The following is a 7,543-nucleotide window of genomic DNA, read 5'->3' as shown; positions in this document are numbered from 1 at the left end:
ACAGGGGTTTGGCTTGGTCGTACTTTCCTTGGTCATTGTAGAGTAATGCCAAGTTGTTGAGGCTGGCGGCGACTGAGGGATGATTGTCTCCCAAGCGGTCTTGTACTGTTGATAAACACTGCTGACACCAAGGTTCAGCTTGAGTATATAACCCTTGTCCTTCATAGAAGAGACCCAAGCCGACGAAAGGCGAAATTATATCTTCATCACTGACGTATTGAATGAGATTGTTTGCTACTTCAGCTATGTGTGGTATTGCAAGGGAAACAGCGTTGATTTCCTCAAGGACAGGAGTCTCAGGAATTTGTTTAGCAACTGCTACCATTACCTGACAAAACGATCGCTTAAATTCATCTGCTTGCTCTAAACCTGTAAACTTAGATTGGAAAAATTCCCGCAGTAAGGGATGTAGTTGATAGATTCCTTCACCTTTGCGCTGGAGTAAATGCAGATTCAATAATTTATCATCCCGAATTTCCTCTAACTCATCTTCATATTCCTCTGTTAAGTTCTGTTCTACTAATTCCCAAGGTATGGGTGCGGTTGCAAATAAACTGAGTACACAGCCTAATAACTTATCATCCTCTGCTAATTCCTGCCAACTCAACTCAAAGGCGGCTTTCACTCCCAGTTGTGCTGTCATATCGGCTTCTGGCTTCACAAGGGCGAGTTGTTCTAATCGCTTTTTCTCCAAACGCTGCATCATTTCCGATAGGGACAAATCCGGTTTTCGCGCCAAATATCGCCCCACCAACTCTAAACCCAAAGGCAAATACCCCAGCCATTCGCACAACTGTTTTGCTACATCTAATTCTCTCTCAATTCGCCCTGGTGTTTCTGCCAGCAAAGACCGTAACAACTCCAATGCTGCATCTGGTTGTAATACATCTAAAGATAATTGCTTGATAGCTGCACCCAACTTTTTGCGCGTAGTCATCAACACTTTAAATCTGGAAGATGCGCCCTGTAGGTAAGGTCTGATTTGCTGGTAATCTGTAACATCATCCACCACCAGCAGCACATTACCCTCACGCCAATTCCGCCAGCAGTATTGTACTTGTGCAGGTAAATCAAATTCTTCTGGTGGCTTTAAATCAAGCTGAGTTCTGGCAAACCGCACCACTTGAACCCCAAAATCCTCAACTTTCGCCTGTAACCAGCACAGTCCACCTTTGTAGTTTTCGCGCTGAGTCATGGCATATTGCAAGGCGAGTTCTGTTTTACCCAGTCCACCCATTCCCAAAATAGCCGCAATGGCTACTTGGTTATTTTCTTGCAATAGTTTGTCGAGTTCTTCCAGTTCTTCATCACGTCCGACAAATTTCACCACTCCACTCAGGGGTAAATTTTGCGGAATACCAATGGCTTTGGAAGTTTTGCCCAGATTTATAGACTGGTTAAAAACTCCAATTTTTATATCACGGGCTTGAACATTCTCAAAGGCGTTCTGCCTTATTGGCTCAGGATTAGGGCGATTTTCGCTCATAATTCTAAGCCTTCATATTGACATTGCCAAGGTCAAGATCATCTCCAAATTCAGCATCAACCACTGCCTCTTGATTCACTGCACCTTCTCTAGTGGCTGTCAAATCTATATCGCCGATCTTCGCCTTACCCTTTACCTTGACTCCCTTGAGGACTATTTGATTAATCGTTTCATTAGCTTGTAGCGACTTCATCAGTGTTTGCAACTTATTAGCAAAGTCTGTGTCTTCCTCCATTTGTGTTTCGAGTTCATCTTGAAACTTAGCTTGATTTTTCTCTGTAGGATTTTCTTCAGCTCGTTTGAGTATTCCTTCCGTACCCGCCGCTTGGAATTTCTGCCGAATTGCACTCAATAGTTGACCAAATTGTTCGGAAACCCCTTTTCCTAAAGCTTTTCCGCCTTCCTTCAACGCTTCGGAAAAAACCAGAGATACAACAGCCGCCGCCGTCAATGTTACTGCTTCCATAAGTTAACAATAATATTACGAGATTATACCTATTTTCCTGAGCATAACAGTTTCTCAACAGAGAAAAAAGCACAAATCATCAGCCACAAACAAAAATATCCTCGTTCAAGAAGTTTACGGTGTATACACAAGTCAGATTTTTTTCTAGGTTCTTGTACCTCACTAAAGCGAGAACCGCTATATGCGTTGGTGACGAACACAACTTGACTGGTAACAAATGCGATCGCTGTGGTCATGAAATTAAATCCCAATCCAAACTCCACTCATTGAATTGCCCAATTCCCCATTTAGTAAAATTAATATATTTATCGTTGCATTTGTTAACAGAAATTGCATTGTTGTATTGCAGTTTGTAACTCTTTTTAGTGATTGTCAAGAATATTCCTTTAGACTGAATTTCAATGGCAAAAGATAGGAATAAATACAAATGCACGCAAGCAATTTATTGTGTCATGAGTTTGTAGTTGCCGTATCATTTGTGGCTTGTATTATTGGCTTAGGATTACTGTGGAATTGCCAAGATACGAAAAATGATGAGCAGCAAGAAACAGAGATAATTTTGTTCAGAATGAGCTTTACTTATTGGCTCGTTTATTGTGTAGCGTTTGGGCTAGAAAAGATGGTCTTCCACAATTATGAGCCTGTACTCATGACGTTAAAAATAACGACAGCATTGTCATATTTTTTAACCTTCTCGTGTATTTTGAGTTTACCGCTACATAAATTTGCAGTACACCGAGTTGAAGAATAGGCAATAGCCAACATTTATTTTTTCATTGTTTCATGGCGATCGCAATCATTTCTTCAAGTTTATCCTGAGCATGAACTGTCAGGATAAACACCTCTTGGACTGTCTTACCCTGTCTAGCAATGACTTTGTAACCACCACGAATGGGTACAGACACACGCAATTGCATCTTGGGTGCGTGGCCTCTGACTCTGCCAATTACCCCTGGTGTAATGGTTTGAATCCCATTCTGTTGACAGAGACGCTCTAAAATTGGGATCAAACCAGGGAGGTGAGTAGAATGATTCCAGACTAATCTACCATCTTTGGGAGTATTGGCTTTTGGAGTGTCTGCGCTGGATTTGCCCATAATATTTATTAAGCCGCCTCTAATGGGGCCATTGTTAACCCAGCCCGACGCAGCTGTTGATGATACAATTCTGCTGGTTCTTGAGGGCCTACCCAGACAATTGCTTGCCCTTCATGATGTATCTGATTAGTCAAATCCCAAGCCAAATCACTAGTCATACCTGGAATATACTTTATCAAACATTCAGCGACGTGTTGAAAAGTATTGAAGTCATCATTTAAAACTATCACCTTATAATTCGGATAAGTCTTACGGACGGTTTGACTCGTTTTTTCTGGAGTGACAGTTGGTGCTGTACCCATAGCAAAGACCACTGCTGAACGTATTGTGACCATAAGAGCAGTTAACCAACGGAATTTTACAAAACTACATTACAACTAACTAGTTTAATCTATGTTAGGAGACTGGGGACTGGGGACTGGGGATTGAGGAAACCCAACTTTTGTCTTGTCTTTAACCATGATAGGAAAGGATACCTACAAGCACTCGGACTAATTCTTCTAAGCCTTCAGGAACACGATACAGTTTAATATCTTCTGAAATCAGTTGATTTTCCCGGTTGAGAGTACCAAATTTCCAATCATCTCCATTAGTAACTGCTCCATATAAGATAGTTGACTCATTGTCAACAGACTTTTCTAGGGCTATTAATTCGACTGCTAATTGCGTAAACCCCCTTCTGATATCTGATTGCTTGGCCTCAAGTACCAATAAGGAGTTAAATTTACGCAAGTAATAATCTAATGTGCCTTTAAGTTTTTCACCTACATTAATAGGATATTCACTATATAACTCAGCGTTTGTTTGGTCGCACACTTCAGCCAGAATAGGAGCAATTAAAAATTCTCTGATTGATATTTCAGTAACAGGATTAAAAAGTCTAATATTACGTTGCAAGTATCCTTGCAAAAAGTCTAAATATTTTATTTCCTCAGCATACCTCGGTAAATCTAAATTTGTCCGCTCATAGCTGTATTCAAATTCAGCCAAAATCTCTAATGTTGGGTTTGGTAGTTGAAAATATTGGCTGAAAGTATAGCTCTGGTCTGGGTTTAAGATTCTATATTTGCTCATAGTTTTTCCTGTACAAATCATATTGATCATTTTTGGTCAGGAAATTATATCCCCAACTTTTTGGAAAAGTCGGGGATATTTTTGTCCACATAGCCAATAAAATGATTACCTCCAATCCTCCCAGTTTTGATTAAAAATGGAAGTATCAGGGAAAGCGGTAGGGTTGCCATTCTTTTCTAATAGACGTTTTAGGGCTTGCAGTTGCGGTTCTGGCTTGGGTAAATCGTCTACTAGTTGGTAAGGTGCAACATTGTTTTTGAGGGCGAAAGCTCCAACAGTTCCCGCCGCCGCGCCAGCAGACCATTCAAAGGAGTGAACCCGATAAGCAGCAGCCGCTATGTGACTGGTAGCAATACTTTTACTGCCGACGATTAAATTGTCAACTTTTTGGGGAATCATTGCCCTCAGTGCAATTTGGAAGGGATAAGCCTGTCCACCGCCTCGTCTTTCCCCTGGTCGTTCTGTATTACCCGGTGCTTCTGGAGGGCTTTTCGTCATGCAAGGATGGAAGTCAATGGCGTAGTGACCAATACCCACAGCATCGGGGAAAATAGTGGAACGGGTGCGGCGCATGGCTTTATCTGGGGAAATTTGACCGGAAATTACCGATGTCGCTTCTAAACCTGCCAAGGCTGCTTTTAGCTGGCGATACATATTGGCTGGCAGGGTTTTGCGGTAATATTCATCATTGTAGTTGCGACGGGAAATATCAATCTCCCAAATAGTAAAACCTCCTGGTTGTCCCCAACTAGGACGGCCGATGATACGCCGCCCTTCCCGCATATAAGGATATTTGGATAAACCATGCACTGTCCCCATCGGGGAATTTAACCCTGATAAAAAGCGGTTATTGGTTTGTTGCTGTTTTACACCTTTCCCTAGTTGAGAGTCGGTTGTTCCAGCTACTAGCCAGTAATAGTAAGACAGGGCGTGTTCTTCAGCTTTGCGGAAAGTCTCGGTTCTCAGTCCACCCATCCAACCGCCTGGTTTTAATTGTCCTGTGCCTTGTAACTGCTGGCGAGTGTAAACTAAGTTATCTTTCGCAGTCCCAGGACGATAGTCATTACCCCAAGTCCAGTTTTGCATGGATATATCCCCTGGGGTGGGGGCGGTAAAATTCACCCCTCTAAATGTCGTGGGTTGTCCCTTGTTTGGACTCCAAATGCGGCGATAGGTAAAAACTAAATCAAAATTGGCTAACCGCTCTAACTCATAGCTGAAGTAGGGAGAGTATTGTAGATAAAATGGCGGCATTTTCTGCGGCTGCGGTTCTTTCGTAGCCTCCATTGCAAAGGTGTAGGTAAAGCCTTGTGTGCAATAGGGTTCATTGCTGGTGCTAGAAGATGAAGGTTCTAGGAAGGAACGCCCATCAATACCTAGACGGTAGGGAACATCAGCTAAAGCAATAATTTCTCCGGTTTCGCTAGCGTCTACAACATACCAGGGAATATTACCTTTGGTTTGCTTGGGAACTAGGCGAATAATACTTTTAGTAAACCGAGACGAGTTGTTGTAGCGATAAGCATCGTCAATAGTTTGCGATAGGGGAAAGGTGTTTAGGGGAGGTGCGCCTTTCGCTGGTTGATGTTGGATAGCGATCGCGCTATTAATTAATTGCCCACCTGTACTAGTATTATTCTTGGAGACTCCCAGTTCTTTAATTACCGTATTGGGAAACCATTCCAACTTGCCTTTACCCTTTTTTTCTGCATCTTTGAGCATTTGCGCCAGAATGGTATGAGCATCAGCAGGCAAAAAACAGGAATCGCTTACCCAACAATCGCCAGGGTTTAGTTGACTATATTTCTTTTGGATGCGGTTACGCAGTTCCAAATAACCACGAGAATAAAACTGGCGACTGCGTTGAGTTGGCCGTTCATCCAATGCAGATGTCCCTTGCGAAGAAATTTGTCCTCCTAACCAGTCAGTAATTTCTGTTAAGCAAACTCTTTTTCCGGCTAACAAACCCTCATAAGCTGTAGCTACACCAGAAAGTCCGCCACCTACAACTAAAATCTCACAGTTGACCGTTTTGTCTGGGCTTCTCGGTGGTGCGGCGATGATAGCAGAATGTGGTACAAGGTAGCCAGAGATTAAAGTAAGACTAATCAGTGAGGCTACTTGGTGTCTGCGCTTCATGATGTGAGAACCCTTTTTACTCTGTGCGGACTTGTAGACGTTACCATCCTGGGAATGTTCATGGCAAGGATAAGGGACAGATGATAGGTGACAGGTGAAGCCACAGAACTACTAAAAACAAATTTTGCCCAAGATCATGGAATTTGACAATGGCGATCGCTTTTGCTTGCGGTATCCTAAGCATATCCCCATCAACCTTAGACAACAAAACTCTGTTATAGACAGGACTTACGCAAAAACTCCTCAAATCCTTCTTTCTCTGTGTTCTCTGTGCCTCTGTGGTATGGGCTACGCGAACGTTATTCCGTAATTTGTGCGTAAATCCTAATAGATTAGAAAATCAGCAGCCGCATCAGGATGGTTGTGATGAATCCCCAACGAGTTAATCATGCTTGGGTAGCTTCAAACTGGATTTAATCTCTAAAACATCCCGGTCTAAGACATTGAACTTGTGGTCAAACTCGCGTAACAAATCATTTAATTATTGCTGCATCTGCTTTTAACGGCAAATATGAACACTACCCGTCGTTAAAAGCAGATAGTGCATAAAAACATCTGTCTAACGTATGTAGTCAGTGAGGGAATTCAAATTCAGAACATAGAAGTAAAAGATTAACAAAAAGATGATTCTGAGAGTTTAGTCAAGGATTTAATGAAATGCAGACTTTATTAGGCTTACACAGAACCAGTACAGAGCTAGAGTTGAAAGTGCAAGAGCTTTTGGCTGAGTTAAGTGCTGTTAACGAGCAATTATGCTGTGAAGAAGATTTGCACCAGCGAACACAGACAGAAATTGAAAAGTCTTTTTCTATACTTCAAGCAACTCTAGAGGCCACTGCTGAAGGTATTATTGCTATTAGGTTTCTCACCTCATGTACTGATACTGCAACTTCCTCCATCCCAAACTCGATCTTGCCGTCTGTACCCAAACTCAAAATAGTCTTCGACTTCATTGAAGCTAATTATCATCAGCCGATTACCCTCTATGACGTAGCACAAGCAGCTGGTTACTCTCCAACTTACTTAACCAACCTAGTGAGATGCCAAACAGGACAAACAGTATACAAATGGATTGTCCAACGCCGGATGGCACAGGCACACTCCTTGCTTGTAAATACTGACCAACCTGTAAATCAAATTGCTGCGGCAGTAGGCTATCCAGATCCAGGTCATTTCATCCGCCAATTTCGGAAGATCCACAGTACAACTCCAAAAATGTGGAGAAATATGCATCGCAGTTAGATTAGTATTCAGCAACATTAAGAATGTCCTACTTCAGCG

Annotated in this window: 8 protein-coding genes; 2 read left to right on the top strand and 6 right to left on the bottom strand. The window is 42.2% G+C overall.

The annotated features are described in order from the left end of the window. Together VB693_RS22460 and VB693_RS22455 are read right to left on the bottom strand one after the other, a co-directional pair. On the bottom strand, positions 1-1,486 hold a 1,486-nt coding region (locus VB693_RS22460), incomplete at its 3' end, for an NB-ARC domain-containing protein (protein ID WP_323268198.1). A 4-nt stretch (positions 1,487-1,490) separates the two neighbouring features. After that, the gene (locus VB693_RS22455) at positions 1,491-1,952 is read right to left on the bottom strand and encodes a hypothetical protein (RefSeq protein ID WP_323268197.1); all 462 of its coding nucleotides are present in this window, start codon (positions 1,950-1,952) and stop codon (positions 1,491-1,493) included. Between the two features lie 427 nt (positions 1,953-2,379). Here VB693_RS22455 and VB693_RS22450 point away from each other — a divergent pair, with 427 nt between their 5' ends. Further along, positions 2,380-2,703, top strand: a complete 324-nt coding sequence (locus VB693_RS22450; protein ID WP_190705837.1) for a hypothetical protein — start codon at positions 2,380-2,382, stop codon at positions 2,701-2,703. 22 nt (positions 2,704-2,725) lie between these two features. On the opposite strand, the gene VB693_RS22445 is transcribed toward VB693_RS22450, so the two are convergent. The 4 genes from VB693_RS22445 to VB693_RS22430 all read right to left on the bottom strand — a co-directional run bounded on the left by VB693_RS22445 (position 2,726) and on the right by VB693_RS22430 (position 6,262). Next, positions 2,726-3,049 (bottom strand): DUF2103 domain-containing protein, encoded by a 324-nt coding sequence (locus VB693_RS22445; protein ID WP_190705839.1) that lies wholly within the window; start codon positions 3,047-3,049, stop codon positions 2,726-2,728. A gap of 8 nt (positions 3,050-3,057) precedes the next feature. Next, entirely contained in the window at positions 3,058-3,384 is a 327-nt protein-coding gene (clpS, locus tag VB693_RS22440) for an ATP-dependent Clp protease adapter ClpS (RefSeq protein ID WP_190705841.1), read from the bottom strand. 118 nt (positions 3,385-3,502) lie between these two features. Next, on the bottom strand, positions 3,503-4,123 hold the full coding sequence (locus VB693_RS22435; protein ID WP_323268196.1) for a hypothetical protein: 621 nt from the start codon (positions 4,121-4,123) through the stop codon (positions 3,503-3,505). Between the two features lie 105 nt (positions 4,124-4,228). Continuing rightward, positions 4,229-6,262 carry an FAD-dependent oxidoreductase gene (locus tag VB693_RS22430; protein WP_323268195.1) on the bottom strand — a complete coding sequence of 678 codons (2,034 nt, stop codon included), beginning with the start codon at positions 6,260-6,262 and terminating at the stop codon, positions 4,229-4,231. Between the two features lie 657 nt (positions 6,263-6,919). Here VB693_RS22430 and VB693_RS22425 point away from each other — a divergent pair. After that, the gene (locus tag VB693_RS22425) at positions 6,920-7,504 is read left to right on the top strand and encodes an AraC family transcriptional regulator (RefSeq protein ID WP_323268194.1); all 585 of its coding nucleotides are present in this window, start codon (positions 6,920-6,922) and stop codon (positions 7,502-7,504) included. The last annotated feature ends 39 nt before the right edge of the window (positions 7,505-7,543 follow it).

This window comes from Anabaena sp. UHCC 0399, assembly GCF_034931465.1.
GTDB lineage: Bacteria > Cyanobacteriota > Cyanobacteriia > Cyanobacteriales > Nostocaceae > Trichormus > Trichormus minutissimus.
The sequence above is the reverse complement of the archived record's forward strand: the minus strand, read 5'-3'. Positions and strand labels throughout refer to the sequence as shown.